This is a genomic window from uncultured Brachyspira sp. (genome assembly GCF_944393015.1).
Lineage (GTDB): Bacteria > Spirochaetota > Brachyspiria > Brachyspirales > Brachyspiraceae > Brachyspira.
Window position 1 is genome coordinate 1 of sequence record NZ_CALXYQ010000004.1, and the last position, 16,413, is coordinate 16,413.

General features: G+C 28.9%; 15 protein-coding genes. 4 read left to right on the top strand and 11 right to left on the bottom strand.

The window, feature by feature from the left end; genetic code table 11:
- Positions 1 to 633: 633 nt before the first annotated feature.
- From Q0K19_RS02455 to Q0K19_RS02470, 4 genes are all read left to right on the top strand, one after another.
- Positions 634 to 1,014: a DNA primase gene (locus Q0K19_RS02455; protein ID WP_297245045.1), complete on the top strand. Its 381-nt coding sequence runs from the start codon at positions 634 to 636 to the stop codon at positions 1,012 to 1,014.
- 63 nt (positions 1,015 to 1,077) lie between these two features.
- Positions 1,078 to 1,584 (top strand): hypothetical protein, encoded by a 507-nt coding sequence (locus Q0K19_RS02460; RefSeq protein ID WP_297245046.1) that lies wholly within the window; start codon positions 1,078 to 1,080, stop codon positions 1,582 to 1,584.
- Entirely contained in the window at positions 1,577 to 2,740 is a 1,164-nt protein-coding gene (gene argJ, locus Q0K19_RS02465; RefSeq protein ID WP_297245047.1) for a bifunctional ornithine acetyltransferase/N-acetylglutamate synthase, read from the top strand. The genes Q0K19_RS02460 and argJ overlap by 8 nt, the downstream gene beginning before the upstream one ends.
- A gap of 503 nt (positions 2,741 to 3,243) precedes the next feature.
- Entirely contained in the window at positions 3,244 to 4,545 is a 1,302-nt protein-coding gene (locus Q0K19_RS02470; RefSeq protein WP_297245048.1) for an MATE family efflux transporter, read from the top strand.
- Positions 4,546 to 4,755: 210 nt separating this feature from the next.
- On the opposite strand, the gene Q0K19_RS02475 is transcribed toward Q0K19_RS02470, so the two are convergent.
- The 11 genes from Q0K19_RS02475 to Q0K19_RS02525 form a co-directional block, all read right to left on the bottom strand.
- Positions 4,756 to 5,931, bottom strand: coding sequence for an acetyl-CoA C-acetyltransferase (locus Q0K19_RS02475; RefSeq protein WP_014489254.1), 1,176 nt, complete (start codon positions 5,929 to 5,931; stop codon positions 4,756 to 4,758).
- A 503-nt stretch (positions 5,932 to 6,434) separates the two neighbouring features.
- Positions 6,435 to 7,394: a thiamine-phosphate kinase gene (gene thiL / locus Q0K19_RS02480; RefSeq protein ID WP_297245049.1), complete on the bottom strand. Its 960-nt coding sequence runs from the start codon at positions 7,392 to 7,394 to the stop codon at positions 6,435 to 6,437.
- A gap of 362 nt (positions 7,395 to 7,756) precedes the next feature.
- Positions 7,757 to 8,332 (bottom strand): FMN-binding protein, encoded by a 576-nt coding sequence (locus Q0K19_RS02485; protein WP_297245050.1) that lies wholly within the window; start codon positions 8,330 to 8,332, stop codon positions 7,757 to 7,759.
- A gap of 2 nt (positions 8,333 to 8,334) precedes the next feature.
- The gene (locus tag Q0K19_RS02490; protein WP_297245051.1) at positions 8,335 to 9,435 is read right to left on the bottom strand and encodes an RnfABCDGE type electron transport complex subunit D; all 1,101 of its coding nucleotides are present in this window, start codon (positions 9,433 to 9,435) and stop codon (positions 8,335 to 8,337) included.
- A 15-nt stretch (positions 9,436 to 9,450) separates the two neighbouring features.
- A complete protein-coding gene (gene rsxC, locus Q0K19_RS02495) occupies positions 9,451 to 10,758 on the bottom strand; it encodes an electron transport complex subunit RsxC (protein ID WP_297245052.1) in 1,308 nt (435 codons plus the stop codon).
- Positions 10,759 to 10,809: 51 nt separating this feature from the next.
- Positions 10,810 to 11,664 (bottom strand): 3-oxoacyl-[acyl-carrier-protein] synthase III C-terminal domain-containing protein, encoded by an 855-nt coding sequence (locus tag Q0K19_RS02500; protein WP_297245053.1) that lies wholly within the window; start codon positions 11,662 to 11,664, stop codon positions 10,810 to 10,812.
- A 13-nt stretch (positions 11,665 to 11,677) separates the two neighbouring features.
- Positions 11,678 to 12,697, bottom strand: coding sequence for a phosphate acyltransferase PlsX (gene plsX, locus Q0K19_RS02505; RefSeq protein ID WP_297245054.1), 1,020 nt, complete (start codon positions 12,695 to 12,697; stop codon positions 11,678 to 11,680).
- 31 nt (positions 12,698 to 12,728) lie between these two features.
- A complete protein-coding gene (rpmF, locus tag Q0K19_RS02510; RefSeq protein ID WP_014489261.1) occupies positions 12,729 to 12,923 on the bottom strand; it encodes a 50S ribosomal protein L32 in 195 nt (64 codons plus the stop codon).
- A 137-nt stretch (positions 12,924 to 13,060) separates the two neighbouring features.
- Complete coding sequence (locus Q0K19_RS02515; RefSeq protein WP_297245055.1) at positions 13,061 to 14,050, bottom strand: ABC transporter substrate binding protein; 990 nt, start codon at positions 14,048 to 14,050, stop codon at positions 13,061 to 13,063.
- On the bottom strand, positions 14,047 to 14,694 hold the full coding sequence (gene trmB, locus Q0K19_RS02520) for a tRNA (guanosine(46)-N7)-methyltransferase TrmB (protein WP_297245056.1): 648 nt from the start codon (positions 14,692 to 14,694) through the stop codon (positions 14,047 to 14,049). The genes Q0K19_RS02515 and trmB overlap by 4 nt, the downstream gene beginning before the upstream one ends.
- A gap of 546 nt (positions 14,695 to 15,240) precedes the next feature.
- Positions 15,241 to 16,401 (bottom strand): hypothetical protein, encoded by a 1,161-nt coding sequence (locus Q0K19_RS02525; protein ID WP_297245057.1) that lies wholly within the window; start codon positions 16,399 to 16,401, stop codon positions 15,241 to 15,243.
- Positions 16,402 to 16,413: the final 12 nt, after the last annotated feature.

Here is a 16,413-nt window from a genome sequence, read left to right on the forward strand (position 1 = left end):
AATAATTAGAAGCTAATTAGATTTTAATAAATCAAAATAGTGAGCCTCTGATAGCTTTAGCTGTCAGAGGTTTTTTAACAAATTATTTTGATTGTATTATAAAAGGTATAGAACTTCCATGTATTGCTGTATTACAGGATAAATAATTAGAAGCTAATTAGATTTTAATAAATCAAAATAGTGAGCCTCTGATAGCTTTAGCTGTCAGAGGTTTTTTAGCGAACTATTTTGATTGTATTATAAAAGGTATAGAACTTCCAGGTATCGCTGTATTACAGGATAAATAATTAGAAGCTAATTAGATTTTAATAAATCAAAATAGTGAGCCTCTGATAGCTTTAGCTGTCAGAGGTTTTTTAACAAATTATTTTGATTGTTTATAAAATATTGTTTTTATAAATTTAATAGTTTTTATAGTTTTTTATTATACCTTTATAAGTACATACTTTATACATAATAAATCAAATATAGTTTATAAAATTTCATATTAATATTAATTATATCGATATGAAATTATACACAATAATAAACTCAATATAATTGAATAATTTTTTAAATTTAAAGATATTTATACTTGACAAAAAAAACTTATGTATTATTATAGCTTTAAAATTATGAATTATGGAGCAAATGATGGAAGAATTAGGATCTATCTTTTTTTTAGACGAACTTAATATATTAAATAATGGCTATTTTGCAAAACTTGATGATGATGATTATGAAGATGACTATGATGATGATTATGATGACGAAGATGATTATGATGATTATGACGATGAAGGCGATTTCGATGACGATTTCGATGATGATGACTTCGACGATGATGACGACTTCGATGATGATTATGATGATGAAGACGACTATGATGATGATTATGATGACGATGATGATTACGATGATGATGATATAGACGATTTTGATGATGACTTCGATGATGACTTCGACGATGATGATGAAGATTATGACGATGATTATGATGACGAAGACGACTACGACGATGATTTTGATGAATAATTAATTGTTTTTATATATAAAGCAATACTTTTATTAGTGTTGCTTTATATAAAAAGGTTTATGATGTCAGAGAAGAAATTCAAAAAATTTAATAATAACAACAATAATAATAAAGAAAACAATAAGAAATTTTATAATAATAAAAAAAATAAAAATAACTTCTATAAGAAAAAATATAATAATCAATATAAATATCAGGAAAAAAGCATAGAGGAATACGAAAAAAGCTATCTTAAAAGACGTATGAGAGAAGACGTTGAAAGACCTATATGTCCTATATGTAATGAACCTATTTATATAGTAGAAGAAGCTATAAGACATAATGCTAGCGGAGAGTTAGCACATTTTGAATGTATATTAAATGAAATCAAAGAGAATAATATTGCTGATATGGAAGAAGAAGATAAAATAGTTTATCTTGGTTCTGGAACTTTCGGCATTATACAGGAAAGACAAAACGGAAAGAATACTAGATTTTTTGTACGAAAAAGAATCAATTATGAAAATAGAAAAGTAAAAAGAATAGAGGATGATGCCGATCCGGAAGAGGAGGATTTATTTAATGTATGATATGCCGCTGGGATTTTCTTCTGCTGCAATGAAATCAGGGCTTAAAAATAATGATTATGATTTGGCAATAATTAAAAGCAATCCGCCAAGCGTTGTATCTGCTGTATATACTCAAAATAATTTTCAGGCTGCTCCTATTATATTCTCTAAAAAGAATGACAAAAATAATATAGAATTATTAATAGTTAATAGTAAAATAGCAAATGCTTTAACAGGTAAAAAAGGTTATGATGATGTTTTGGATGTGGTTAAACATGCTTCTGAAACATTTGATATAAAAAAAGATAATATATTAATGGCTTCTACAGGAATTGTAGGTGTACCTCTTGAAACAGAAAAAATTAAAAAAGCAATTAATATATCAAATAAACATTTCAATAATAACTTCGACAATATTTCTAAAGCGATTCAAACCAGAGATAAATTCGATAAAATATATACTACTCAATTAGAAGTAGCTTCAGGAAAGACAGCTAATTTTTATGCGGTTGCAAAGGGAAGCTCTATCATACATCCTAATATGGCTACTGTGCTTCTTTTTATATTCACTGATCTCAATATAGAAAAAGAAACTTTGGATAAGGCTTTCAAAGAATCAATAGATAAAACTTTAAATAGAATATCCGTAGATGGAGAAACTTCTACGAATGATATGGCTCTTATTATGGCTAATGGAGCTTTAAATAATAAAATCATTACAGAAAAAAATAAAAAATTATTCAAAGATTTAAAATACAAATTAGATGAAATATGTGCATATCTTGCAAAAATGATAATACTTGACGGAGAAGGCATTACAAAAACTATGATAGTTTCTGTAAAAAGAGCCAAAACACAAAGTAATGCTTTTGATGTAGCAAAAAAAATAGCAACTTCAAATCTAGTGAAAATTTTATTTCTTTCTAAAAATCCTAATTTTGAAAAGATATTATCTGTTTTGGGTAATTGTAATATTAATATAAACAATGTATCTCTATATGTGAATGATGAAGAGATTTATAAAAATGGTACAATAAATAAATATAATGTTGACACTGAAAGAAAAGAAAATTATATAACTATAGATTTGGGATATAATACAAAATATGAAGATTATTATTATTTCACTGATTTAACTCAGGAATATATATCAATACATTCTTCCTACAATATATAGAATTTTTTTTAATCCCCCACCCTTTATATTTATAGTCATAATCTGCAATTTTAATTTTCAATTTTTTTATTATCAAATTAGAATTTAAAGCACCCCACCCTAGTTTAAAATAAATTTATAATCTACACACCGCACGGTGAGCAAAACTATAAATATTGATTTAATTATTATTGCAAATAAATCTAGAATAAAAATTCAGCTAACCGTGCGTTTAAATAGATTCATTATCTAATCAAAACTTGGGCGGGCATGCTTTTATAAGTAAGCAAAAAAGAAAAATTAAATTATTTATTTTTAAAATAAGTAAAAAATATAAAAGGGCGGGGTATGTAATTAAAGCATTATACTTGACTTATAATATTTTTTGTATATAATTAGAGATATCAATATCTATAAAAATAATAAAATTTGTCGCCGGATAAATTTTTTTAAAACGTTTGTATTCATACCGTAGGCCTTAGAAAGTATGAACACAAACGTTTTTTTATTATGGGGTATTTTTTATGAATGTACTGAATATGTTTATTAAATATGTATCATTAAACGTGCTTGGTATGATAGGATTATCATGCTATATACTCGCTGATACTTTCTTTGTAGCAAGAGGAATAGGCTCTGACGGACTTACAGCTTTAAATATAGCTATACCCATTTTCAATTTAGTTAATGGACTTGGCTTAATGCTTGGTATGGGCTCTGCTACTAAATACGCAATATTAAAAACTCAGAATAAAAATAATGAAGCTAATATTATATTCACTAACTCTTTAATTTATATATTAATAATATCTACTTTGTTTATAGTTGTAAGCGTATTCTTTACATCGCACATAGCATATATTTTAGGTGCTAGAGATAATATACATACTATGACAAATACATATATTAAGATGATACTTTTATTTTCACCTATGTTTATGCTCAATAATGTACTTTTAGGATTCGTTAGAAATGATAATCATCCAAGACTGGCTATGATCGCTATGCTTATGGGAAGTTTATTTAATGTAGTTTTTGATTATATATTTATATTTCCTTTTAATATGGGAATATTCGGAGCTGTACTTGCAACAGTTTTCTCTCCTATTGTAAGCATATTAATATTAGCAACATTGTTTATAAAAAAGAAAAATACATTTTTTATTGTTAAGCCTAATATAAGTTTTAATAAGTTTTTTGAAATATCTTCTCTTGGAATATCTTTTCTTATAACAGAATTATCATCAGCTTTTGTTATGATAGCTTTTAATATAATAATATTAAATATTGCAGGTAATGTAGGAGTTGCAGCTTATGGTATAACTGCAAATATAGCATTAGTGATAATAGCAATATTCACAGGAATGGGACAAGGAGTTCAGCCTATCATAAGTATGAATTATAATAATGAAACGAATATAAATAAAATATATAAATACTCTATAATTTTATCAGCTAGCATTTCTATTGCAGTTTATATAATCACTTTTATATTTGCAAATGAAATAACTTCAATTTTTAATAGAGATAATATTGAAGAGCTTCAAAAAATATCTGTTAATGGGCTTCGCATATATTTCACAGCATTTATATTTGTAGGCTATAATATTATAACTTGCGTATATTTTTCTGCTATGGATAAAGCTAAACCATCATTTATAATATCTATATTAAGAGGCTTTATATTTATAATGCCTTCTATATTTATTTTATCATCGCTTTTTAATATGACAGGAGTATGGCTTTCTTTTCCAACTGCTGAAATTTTGACAAGTATTTTTTCTTTGATATTTTTTATAAATTTCAACAAACATAAAATGTACTAAAATTGACTATTTTTTATTGATATATAATCATTGCACTAAATAGATAATTATGCAAAATAATTTTAGTATGATTTAGTACTAATATTATACTTATAGTTTCGCAGTAGGCAGGAAAAATAACAACATAAAAATTTTCAGTACATTTTTAGTAATAAAAAGGGTTAAAACTTAATATCAAGTTTTAACCCTCACAATTTTATCAACTATAAATTACATTTCTACAACTAAAGAAGTACCCATACCGCCGCCTATACAAAGTGTAGCAAGTCCTTTCTTAGAACCTCGTTTTTTCATCTCATATAAAAGCGTAGTAAGTATTCTAGCTCCGGAAGCTCCGATTGGGTGTCCTATAGCAATAGCTCCTCCATTAACATTAACTTTATCCATATCGAATTTTAATTCACGAGCAACAGCAATAGACTGAGCAGCGAAAGCCTCATTACTTTCTATTAAATCCATATCTTCAACTGTAAGATTAGCCATTTTCAAAGCCTTTCTAGTTGCCTCTACAGGACCTATACCCATTATTCTAGGTTCAACGCCATGAGTAGCATAACCCAAAACTTTAGCCATATACTTAATTCCAAGCTCATCAGCTTTTTCTTTAGACATAACAACTACAGCTGAAGCAGCATCATTGATACCTGAAGCATTACCAGCAGTAACAGTACCGTCTTTCTTAAATGCTGGCTTTAATCTGCCTAAAGATTCCATAGTAGTACCGAATGTAGGGTGTTCATCTGTATCTACTACTATTTCACCTTTTTTAGTTTTTATTGTAACAGGAACTATCTCATCTTTGAATCTTCCGCTTTTTACAGCAGCCTCAGCTCTGTTCTGGCTTCTGCATGCAAACTCATCTTGTTCTTGTCTAGTTATTCCCCACTTTTCTGCAATATTTTCAGCAGTAACTCCCATATGATAATGCTCAAAAGCACATATAAGAGCATCATTAAGTAAAGTATCCTGCATCTTAGTTTCAGCCATTCTAGCACCCATTCTCATAGCTGAAGAAGTATATGGAGCCATACTCATATTTTCAGTACCGCCTGCAACTACTATATCAGCATCTCCAGCTCTAATCATTTGTGCTGCCATTGATACTGCTCTTAGTCCTGAACCGCATAATATATTGATAGTTAATGCAGGCTTATCTACAGGTATTCCGGCATTAATAGAAATTTGCCTTGCTACATTTGGAAGAAGTGCTGATTGTATAACACAGCCAAAATAAGTTTCATCAACTTGTTCAGGTTTGATGTTTGCTCTTTTTAATGCTTCTTTTACTGCTATTGTACCTAATTCTACAGCAGATACATTGGAAAATGATCCCAAAAATTTGCCTACAGGTGTCCTAACAGCACTTGCTATTACTATTTCTCTCATATTCTCTCCTTAAAAAATTATTTTTATAATTATAGATTATTTTTCTGAAATATGGGCTATTATACTATAGTATAGTAATTTAAAATTGCTTTTACAAGTTTATTTATAATTTTTTTTATTATTAATCTAATCAACGCACGGTAAACGCATTTTTATATATTGTTTAAATTAAAATTATTCATAAGTTTATATTTTTAATTATACTAAAGTTGCGGTCAGCAGACTATTATTGGTGGGGAGATAAAAAATCTGTTTTGACTATAAAAAATTATTATTTATTATTATTGCTAATAAAAATTGTTCGCTCAAAGGCTCTGTCAAGTAAACTTGCCAGAGGCTCACAATTTTTATAATTAGCTTTACAATATTTAAAATTATTATTTATTATTATTGCTGATATTAATAATAAAAATTAAATATTAGTTATATTATAAGTTTTAAAGCGAGATTTTTTATATACAATAATAAATTATAAATAAAAATCTCAGGTAGATGTAAATAAATCAACAATGCACAAATCCTAATGAATCAAAATGAATTTCATTATTATTTGAATCTATGAATCTTATATATGTATTTGAATATTCTTTAACTTTTCCTATCTTTATTAAATTATTTTCTTCAGGTATATCATCTGAAGTTGTAAAAATAACGGCATAATCTTCTCCGCCTGTGAGAATAGATTTTAATATTTCTTTATTGTTATTTTTATTGTCATTATTAAAAAATCTATTTACTAAATTCCAATTTGAAGATTCATATATTTCTATAGTTTTATTTGATTCTTCGGCAATATGAGAAGTATCTTGTAAAAGTCCGTCACTTATATCTATAGATGAGTTGATTTTGTATTTACTAATGATATCCTGCCATTTATCATAAAAAAGTTTAGGTCTTAAATGAGTTTTAACACTATCATCATTATAATCGTAATTTCCAGATAAAAGTTTTTTAAGCCCTAAATCACTTTCCCCAACAAATCCAAGAACATAAACATTATCATCAATTTGAGCATTGCTTCTTAATATCGATTTATTTTTTTCTATAGTGCCAATCAATGTTACAGAAATGAAAAAGAAATCATTTGATGAAGTGGTATCTCCTCCGGATATTTCAATATTATACGGCTTACAGGCTTCTATAAAACCTCTATACCATTCCAATATATTTTCATCATTAATTTTTTTAGGTATTGAAAGTGATATAAATGCATTTTTAGGATCTGCCCCTTTGCATATTATATCGCTAATATTTGCCTGAGCTGACTTATATCCTACATCATAAAAAGAATAATAATTCAAAGAGAAATGTATATTCTCTACTAATATATCAGTTGTTATTAAAACATCTTTATCTGTGCTTATGTTTTTTATAACAGCACAGTCATCACCTATATTCAAATTATCTGTATTATTAGATTTTGTTAATTCTTTGATTTTTTCTATTAGCTTGAATTCCTGCATATTTATATTTCCATAAATATTTTTTATGATTATAACATATATAAAAAAGTTTTAAATGAAAAATTTTATTCTCATCCCCACCCTCTAGGCTTTTTATTAACATAGACATTTTTGTGCTATTTTTCTTTTTAATTATATTATGTTATTTTTGCTGCCCACCCAAGATTTTTTTAAAATTTGAGTCGTTATCACCGCACGCAGAGTAAAATTTTGAGTATGAGTGAATTGTGAATTATAATTTAAATGATAAATAAAAATGCCATTCACCGTGCGCTAAATTGATTAATTCATAAATAAAAATAAAAAAGGCTTATAAAATGATTAACATTTATAAGCCTTATTAATTCTAATATTTAATTAATTTATTGATTTTTGAACAAATTAACAGCCTCATCTTTAGCACTATTAACAGCATTAACAACAGAAGCAGTGGATATTGTAGCACCGCTTATAGCAGCAATTTGAGCATCTCCAGCTTCTTCAGGCTTGATTCCTTTTACAACAGATAAAGAAACTATTGTGCTTTGACCTTTGAATTGATCTCTGAAAGCAGGCTCAGTAATTTTAGCACCAAGACCAGGAGTTTCAGCTTGTTCAGTAACTACAATAGCAGTTATCTTCTCAACATTAGCATCTAAACCAACAAGCACTTTATTTTCACCATTGTATCCGCCTGCAGAAGAAATCATAGCATAACCAACAACAGTACCATCAGCTTTTTTACCAATATAGTAAGGATAAGCAGAATTTTCAGTTAAAGGTCCTTCCAATTCATCAGCACCCTCAATAACAGTTTTAACACCATTAAGTACTGTTTTTTCATTGTTAGCTAAAATATCTTTTTCAAAAGAAGAATATACAAATGAAAGTAAAAAACCAGCCAACAATGCAGTAATAGCAACCGAAATAACGGCAGTATAACCAACCTCTTTTTTCATAATTATTTACCTCCTTCTTTCTGAGCATTAGCTTTATTAATAGCAAGAAGCTCTTTTTTACCAACAGGCATAGGACGAGTAAGCATAGCAATTAAAGGCATAAACATATTACCTATAAGTATTGAATACATCATATACTCTGGAGAAGAACCGAAAGCTCTTAATATAGCAAGTACAGCACCTATTAAAATAGCATAGATCCAAGCACCTAAATGACTTGAAGGGCAAGTAACCATATCAGTAGCCATAAAGAAAGCACCTAAACCAAAACCGCCTGCTAATACTTGATATATAGGAGAAGGGAATTTTCCAGGCATTCCTAAACAAAGTAAAAGACTTACAAACATTAAAGATAAACACATTCCTAAAGGTATTCTCCAATCTATAGTCTTAGTAGCAAGCAAGTATATACCGCCTATTAAAAGAAGTAAGAATGAAGTTTCACCTATAGCACCTGAAGTACTTCCTAATAACATTTGAAGATAATAATGTGATTCAAAACCTATTTGTTCAGCTAATGAAGTGCTTATATTAGCATTGTAAGTAAATTTCATAAAAGTTAAAGGAGTAGACTGAGTCAAAGCATTCATCATATCTATAGACTGAGTACCGCCTGTAACAGTATTAACCAAATTATGAAGTCCTGGAGCAAATAAATCCAAGAAAGGCACTCTTGCAGGAGCAGCATATATAGTCATTTGAGCAGGGAAAGCTACTTGTAAGAAAGCTCTTCCCACTAAAGCAGGGTTGAATATGTTAGAACCCAAACCGCCGAAAACTTCCTTAGCAAATACTATAGCAACAGCACTTCCTATTACAACCATAGTTATAGTTGAAGAAGGAGGAAGAGTCATAACTAAAAGTATAGCAGTAACAATAACCGCATAATCAGGTAATAAAGGTTTTTTTCTTACCTTTTTAACAATTACAGTTGCAAGTATACAAGTAATAATAGCAGCCAAATATAAAACTATAACTTTAGCTCCAAAAAGTACTATACTATATATAACAGCAGGTAAAAGAGCTATAATAACTCTTAACATTATCTTATTGGTAGTATCTCCGTCTTTTATATGCGGAGATGATTCTGTATAAAATTTCATCATTATCTCCTTAAACTATCTTCTTAATAAATCTTTACCAAATCTAATCCACTGAACCAAAGGAATTTTTGAAGGACATATATAAGTACAGCAGCCGCATTCAAAACAAGTTGCTATATCTAAATCATTCAATTTATCTTTGATTTTAGCTTTTGCAGTATGAGCAAGCTCAGTAGGAGATAAGTGAAGCGGACAAGCATTACCGCATCTTCCGCATTTTATACAAGGATATTCCACTTCTTTAGGTAATTTATCCTTATCTAAGAATAGAAGCGAGTTAGTACCTTTATTAACACATTGTTCAAGATTAGGTATAGCAGCACCCATCATAGGACCGCCTGAAAGTATAAGAACGTTTTCAGCAGTAATTCCGCCGCATTCTTCAACAACATGTGAAATAGGTGTACCTAAAGGAAGCCATACATTTTTATGTTCTTTTATGGCATCACCTGATACTGTAACAAGTCTTTCTATAAGTGGTTTATTTTTAGCTACAGCTTCGTATATAGCATATAAAGTAGCTATATTAACAACTATAACGCCAACATCCATAGGAAGTTTGCTTACAGGAACTATTCTTCCAGTAGTAGCTTCTATAAGCATTTTTTCAGCACCTTGAGGATAGCGAAGTCTTAAAGGCATAACTTCAACATTATGCTCTTTACCTATTTTAGCCATTTCCTCTATTGCTTTAGGCTTATTATTTTCTATACCAATAATAGTTCTTTTCACTGAAGGAATTATCTTTCTTAAGATTTCAATACCTTTGAAAAGATCCTGAGTATATTCAATCATAAGTCTATAGTCGCTAGTAATATAAGGTTCGCATTCAACACCATTAATAATTAAAGTGTCAGCATTTCCCTTAGCAGCTCCATCAACTTTAACATGAGTAGGGAAAGTAGCACCACCCATACCAACTATACCAGCTTGCTGTATTCTCTTAGACATTTCCTCTACTGGCATAGACATATAATCAGAACTCTCAAAATAAGCTAAATTATCTGCATTGCTGTCTACATTGATAAGCAAAGCATTAGCACCGCGCCCTAGAGGAGGAGCTGCAATTTCCACAGATGCAGCAGTACCTGTAACAGAAGAATGAACATTTCCTGATACATAACCGCCGGCTTCTCCTATAAGTTCGCCTCTTTCGATTTTATCCCCTTTGTTTTTCAACATTTTAGCCGGAGCACCAATATGCTGAGACATAGATATTAGGACGGTTTTAGGGGGATTGGATAGAGCTGATGAAGCAATATCGGCTGTATCCTTACTGTCATGCGGATGAACTCCGCCAAAACGAAATCTACCTAAGTTCATATTATCAATCCTTCACTCAATTAAAAACTAAATATTACTTTTTAATTATAATTAATTTATAGAAATAACAGCTACAGATTTGGTGTAACCGCTTCCATAACTGCATATAGCTACCTTACTATTTTTCTTTATAGAACCATCTTCTAAAGCCATAGATAATGCCACTCCTGATGAAGCACTTAAAGATGAGTGAGCATTTTCCATTTTAGAGTATACTATATCTTTGCTGACAGATAAACCATCAACAAAGGCATTGTATGCATTAGGGCTTGAATAAGATGGTATATATAAATCGGGATTTATGTTATTAGATGATAAAATATCTTTAACATAAAGACCGGCTTTTTTAGCTTCTTCTTCAAAAATACGGCTGTCTTTTATAGAAATAAAATGTTCTTTATTGAGTACTCCTTCTTTTGTATAAGGGTTAGCTGTTCCGCCCATAGGAATATAACAATTTTCTAATGCATTTCCGTCTGTTACTGAATCTATAAAATCTATTTGAATATCTGATTTTTCATTTGTTACTAAAGCAGCAGCACTAGCATCATCAAATCTATTTTCATCATCACATATATAAAATGATTCTGTGGCAACTACTAAAATATTTTTATATCTTCCGCTTTTAACAAAAGCATAAGCTAATCTTAATGCTGATAAGAAGCCTGTAAAATCACTTTCTATATCAAAACAAAAAGCATTACTTGCTTTAATTTTTCCTGCTAATATACAAGCTGTGGAAGGATAAATATAATCTTTAGTAACTGTAGCACAAAGAATTGCATCTATATTATTTGGATCTATATCTTTAATTACATCATTTATTGATAGTAAGGCTAAATCTGAGGCTGCCATATTGGTTTTATTATTTTTATAAGTGCCTTTACAAGATTTAATATATACCATTTAAAAAATTCCTTTAAAAAATTCTTCTTTTAGCTCCGGAGTCATAAAGTTCTTTAGCTATCTTTTCGTTCACTTTGGCATCTAAGAATTTATACATATTTAGTACAGCATTTTTTATACCGACACCGCTAGTTTTGCCATGTCCTACAAAAGCCCCGCCATTTAACCCTAATAATATAGCAGAACCATAAGAATCGGAACTCATTTTTGATTTCAAATTATTAAATACAGGTTTCATCATAAGTCCGCCCATTACACTGACAGGGTTCTTCTTAACCTCTTCTTTTAATAAATTAACAACAAAAGAAGCTGTTCCTTCTATTGTCTTTAATACTATATTGCCATCGAATCCGTCAGTTACAACTACATCGACACTGTCAGATTTTAATATATCATTAGGCTCTATATTACCAATGAAATTAATTTTTTTCATTTTTTGAAGACGTTCAAATGATTTTTTAGCATTAGCATTTCCTTTTGAGTCTTCCTCCCCAATATTTAAAAGACCGACTCTAGGATTATCTATCTTTAAATATCTTTTAGCAAATACTCTGCCCATAACTGCAAATTGTACTATATAATCTGTAGTACAATCCACATTAGCTCCCATATCCAACATACAGAACTCACCGTTTATTTTTGGAAGTGTAGATATAAGAGGAGGACGCATAACACCTTTCAAGCGTCCTATTTCGGTAAGAGCTGCGGCTAAAGTAGCTCCTGTATTTCCTGGAGAGAAGAAACCATCTGCCTCTCCTTCTCTAACCAAGCGTGCAGCCAATAAAACTGAAGCATTCTTCTTATGTTTTATTCCATTAGCAGGGCTTTCATTCATATCTATTATCTCATCTGTATGTCTGATATCTATACGATTATGATCATATTTAGTTTTAGATATGGCTTTTGATATACTTTGTTCATTACCTACTAAAATTAAATTAATATCTTTATTTTTCTGTAGGGCACTAACAGCACCTGAAACTAATTCTTCGAGAGGTTTCTCGCCGCTGGCTACATCTATGGCTAAATTCATAATAACTTCCTAAAAATTATTTTATTATTTATTATCCGGCATTTTGTGTTTTTGGAGCTTTTACTACTCTATCTTTATAGAAACCGCATTCTGGGCAGATTCTATGAGGCATTCTTTCTGCTCCGCATTGAGGACAGATTGATAATGAACCTAAGAATCTTTTATCATTAGCTGCTTGTCTTGATCTCTTTTTTGCTTTCGACTTTCTATGCTTTGGTACTGCCATTTTTTTCTCCTTATATTGAATTATTTACTAATCAATTTCAAAAATTAAGATAATTATCGCTATTATACGATTTAAAGTTTAAAATATAATACTATGAAGCACTAATTTTGTCAAGCAGAATTAACATAATATGTAGCCTATTTTTTTATTACTTTACCATCTTTTATTAAGAATGAACTAATATTATGTATTTCTTCTGTCAATTTTATATCATATTCCTCAGCTATATCTTCATTTACCAGAATTTCATACGAATCAGACAATTTTAGAAAGTCCACCCCTTCTGTTTTGCCATTATTATTTATAACTTCATTAAGAACCAATGCTAATTGTCTGCCTAAATAATAATAATTAAAATCTAATGAAAATAATATTGCAGTATTCACAGCCTCAGATATATCTGTATTTATTAACGGTATAGAATACTTATCGCATAAATAGGATATTGAGTATATATTATTGTTTATATAATCTTCATTGGCTAAAATTATATAATCTATATTTTTTGATTTTATATTATTTTCTATATCAATAGAGTCTAGATTACCGTCTATAATCAAAGGATGATATGTTATATTCTCATTACGGCAGTATCTGCCTATATACTTGGAAATATTAGCCGACATTTCTGAATTTTTTGTATATAAATAGGCAATGTTATCAACATATTTATCCGAAATCATTTTTATATATTTAGTTATATCCAAATTCACATAAACTCCGGTAATATTATTATTTTGAATCCTATTCCTGTTAATATTACTTATTGATAAATCATCGAAACAGCCGGCAAATATTATTGTTTGAGGAACTATTATATTCATAGAAAGTAAAGTAGCATTTTCACCTATAACTATTGCTATACTAGAATTATCATCTCTTACATTATTAGCAGTTCTTATAATTGACAATTCATCATTGTCTAATGAATAAAAATTTATATAAACATCCATTCCATCTGAATTTATTTGATCTAAAAGTCCTTTCTCTATGGAATTATATTTTCTTGTATTTTTTTCCTTTATTACACTTATAATGGTAGTTTTTTTTGAACTTTCTTCATCGCTGCAGGAAACTGCCAAAAATATTAATATAAAAAATATAATTTTTAACTGATTAATCATCATATATTTTTAGAATGAGCAAAAAAGTATATATTATGTCCCACTGCTCTCATTTTCTCCTCATAAAGTGTAACTCCATATCCTTCCAATTTATGAACGTATTCACTATCCAAAACATTCCTAAAGTTTTCTGCTTCTTTATAAATAGGATTCATTATTTCTAATGCATAATTATCATCATCTGTTACTGAATAGAATATGCCGTCATCTTTTAGTATAGTATGCATTTTATCCAAAAAACTTCTAGTAAATATTCTTCTATGGGCATGCTTTTTCTTTGGCCAAGGATCTGGAAAGTTTAGATATATTTTATCAAAATAATACTTTTCTTTCAAATATTTATCTATTACATTATTAGCTTCACCAAATATAATAGTAAGATTTTTTATATTTCTCTTATATGCCTTTGATACAGCTTTCTTAGCAGCTTTATATGAATACTCTATTCCTACAAAGTATTTATCCTTATTATTCATAGCAAGTTCTACTATAAACTTACCATTGCCGCATCCTATCTCTAATTCTCTTATTTCATAATCTGACAATCTTTTTTGCAGTTCATTTACTATTATAGAACTATCTTCAGAATTAAAATCATCTAATAAATATTCGCTTAATATTGATTCATCAAGATTTAAATTTCTCAATTATTATTCCTCGTTAATAATATTTTATTTGAATGATATATTACTTAATATTTATGTCAATACATCATATAAAAAAGCATCATTGTTCTATACTATAACGCACGGTGATCTAAATTTCAAATATAATAAAAATGCATTTAATAGTAAATTTCATATTCTTAATTTAATTCTGCGTGCGCTATATAACGCTATAAATTTAAAAAACTCCTGGGTGGGTGTTATAATAACAGTACAAACAAAAAAAGAATAATAGACAAAAACAACAGAATAAAATAATAAATCTAGAGGGTGGGCAAATGAAAATAAATTTTAAAACTTTAATTATATACCCCGCCCTTTTTTCTTTATAACTTATTTTAAAAATTTAATTTAAATTATCTTTATTACCTAATTAGAAATGTTAACGCCCGCCCAAGTATTATTTAATTTTAAAATTTACATTAACGCACGATTAACTCGCTTTTATTATTATGATAGATTTGTATTGATAATTAACTTAATAATAAAATTTTATTTACCGTGCGATAAGATTAAAAAAGATATCAATTAAAATACAGCCTTCATAGCAATATAATATCTTCCGTCTGTAGAGCCTTGGAATCCGAAATAAATAGGATCAAATTTAATATAAGCAGAATATTCCAAACAGAATAAATCTTTTTTAGGATCAAATTTATTTCCATGATTATCAATATTATCAAAATTAACAGGAATATAGAATAAAGGACGTATAGCAATGTTAAGCATTTTCCATTCAAGACCAAGTTCAAGCCTTACATAATGAGCATCATTATCTCTCCAAGTATATTCCCCAAGCAAATTAAGCCATAATTGTTTATCAAGAAAAGGAATTCTTCCCATACCAGATAATTGTACTAAATGGTGTGTATAATAATCTTCTTTATCATTAACATCATTATTATATCTGCTATGAAAATTGTCTGGAGAAAGTGAATTTTTATCATTATATTGATATAGGAATTGAGCCCTGAAATAGTCGCCGTTAATTTTGAAAACAGCTGCTAAAGGATTAGAATCTTTAGAATAACCTTGAGAATAAGATAATTCATAATTATAACCTATGAATCCTGCCCTAAATCCCATTTCATTATTAACCCTAGGAATATACCAATGCGGAGCAAAACTTGCAGATTCACTGTCAATAACAGAAGGAAGCAGCATAAATGTATTTCCATTTATATCATTAACAGCTTTCATTCTAAAAGATAATAAAATCCTAGTTAAAGTAACAGTTTCTATACCAGCATCATATAAGCCTATACTTCCAGTAGCATGATCTTTATTAAATACATCAAATTTTGAAGTCATAGTTACAAAAGGAGTAGCAGAAAACATCCAATCAAAATGAAAACTTTTGCCAAGAGATAAATACATATTAGGCATGCTGAAATGCCCGTCTTTTAAATTGACGCCTATTAAAGTATTCATATGAAGTTCTATAGTAGAAAGCTCATATAATAGTCTAGAAGGAAATGATTTTTTTAACCTATTTTCTCTTTTATGACTTTCATGTATATAATCAAAAGGCATATAACTTTCTGTAGATCTTTCGTATTCTATACCTATAAAAGGCCAAGCATCTACTGCACCTTTTAAAACTTTTTGATCTTTATCTGTATATGGTGATTGTCCGTATATTATTGGACAGGTGATTAATACCAAACTCAACACAATTAATTTCTTCATAAAAACCTGTTT